Raw genomic sequence first — 2,021 nt, 5'->3', positions numbered from 1 at the left:
TTTCTCTTAAATCATAGTTAGCCACATTGTAGAGTTTAGTTGTATGATAAGATAATTCTTCCACAATCTTTAATTGTTCTGCTGTAAAACTTGGTTTGAACTTAAACGATAACTTCATTTTTTCACCCCCTACCTCAATAATTTAATATTTTCTTTGAAATTCTCTTGTTTTCATAGAATTTCAATTTATATCATATAATAAGCTCAATAAATATTTGCTGTTATATTGAATATCTAGCGTTATTTTACTGGACAATAGTAGGCAACCCCATTAGATTTTTATAATCATCAATAATTTGAAGGTATTCACCTTAAAAGCTCTAATGCTGACCCTACCATGTCTCCCTGAGTACACTATTTTATGTGCCTCTATCATTCCTTCGTTCTGCATCTTAGAGCAGGTGTTAGCGTTAATCCTCGTATACTGGGTCACTTAAGCCCTTATGGGGGTATGAACGTGCTTAACCTTACTCTTTTTAAAAGAACATTTAATCGTTATATAACTTTAGATAGCTTATTAGGCTGCTTGTTGATAACTATTTAATCCATGAACTTTATCATGTGAGTACATAATCTTTTTCTTACATAAGGTATACATAACTTTTATAAGTCTAACACTTAAAGCTACTATTGCTTGTTTTCCTGTAAGTTTATTGTCTTGTCTTTTTGTGAGATGTTGATAAATTTCCTTAAATGCTTGATTTTTCGCAACCATAACCATAGATGCTTGATATAAAATATTTCTTAAATTAGCTCTACCTCTTTTACTAATTTTAGTTTTTCCTTTTTTCATACCAGAACTAGTCTCTTTTAGATTTAAACCCGCTACCTTTTGAATTTGTTTATAATCATCATACTTAGATACATTTCCTACTTCAGCTAAAAAATTTGCTGCTGTAACTATTCCGACACCTTGTATGCTTAATAAAAAATCAGCATAACCTGTTTTATCTAAGTATTCTTTCATTAAAGTTTCAACATCATCTATTTCTTTTTGTAGCCACTCTAATTTTTTCAAAATCAACTCTAATCTGTATTTTGCACCTTCTAACCCTACGGGTATCCCTATGGAGTTTTCAGCTGCCGCATATACCAATATAGCCTTCTTTAAACCCACACGATTTTTAGTAGCATCTTTTAAAATTTGTGTGAGCTTTTCAATTCCAATATCTAAAATATTATTAGGAAAAGGACAGGATTTTAAAATTGCTAATGAAGATTTACCTAATATATTTGAAAATAATTTTGTGAACTCTGGAAAATATTCATCTAATAGCGCTATTAGCCTTACTTTTTCAGCAATCAATTGTTTCTTTAATTCCAGTCTATTGTTACTACACAATCTTAAATTAATATATATTTCCTCTTCAAACATACACGTAAGATATTGTCCTTGATAGATTAGTTTTGATATTATTTTTGCATCTTTCTTATCATTTTTCGTAGGACTATTATCTTCTAATTCTTTCATTTTATTAACATGATAAGGATTAACTAAGCATATATCTATACCTTTATTTTTTAAATAGTAGGCTATGTTCTTCCAATAATGACTTGTCGGTTCCATACCTACAAGAGTATGGACTGTTTCATACTTTTCCTTTAGTTCCTCTATTATTTCTAATAGACAATCAAAAGATTCTTTGTTATTCTTTATTAAGAATGGTTTTTTTATATATTCACCATTCACTATAAATTGACCATAGTGGTTTTTTTTTGCAATATCTATTCCTAAAATCAATGTGTTTGGAACCATTATTATATTTTTCATTTAAGTTTACCTCCTGATATAAATTGTTTGTTGTCTTTTGCTAGTTGACACAATATATTTATATCAGGTTTTTTTATTTATCTCAAAGTCTAAAACTCTTTATTACAGGAATACTCATATAGTTGATGTAGTTATCATAACATCACATTGAAACTTTGTCAACTATATGTTATAGTTAGTGTGAGGTGATTCAAATGACACGTAAAAGTATTAATACAACTTTAGATACTGAGTTGTATTCTAAAATTAA

General features: G+C 28.6%; 1 protein-coding gene. It reads right to left on the bottom strand.

Translation table 11 applies throughout. The features are described 5' to 3' along the window. Nucleotides 1-517: 517 nt before the first annotated feature. On the bottom strand, nucleotides 518-1,771 hold the full coding sequence (locus CLTEP_RS13850; protein WP_066827654.1) for an IS110 family RNA-guided transposase: 1,254 nt from the start codon (nucleotides 1,769-1,771) through the stop codon (nucleotides 518-520). Nucleotides 1,772-2,021 lie beyond the last annotated feature (250 nt).

The organism is Clostridium tepidiprofundi DSM 19306, from assembly GCF_001594005.1.
Lineage (GTDB): Bacteria > Bacillota > Clostridia > Clostridiales > Clostridiaceae > Clostridium_AC > Clostridium_AC tepidiprofundi.
Note: the sequence above shows the minus strand (reverse complement) of the source record. Positions and strands in the feature narration are given on the sequence as shown.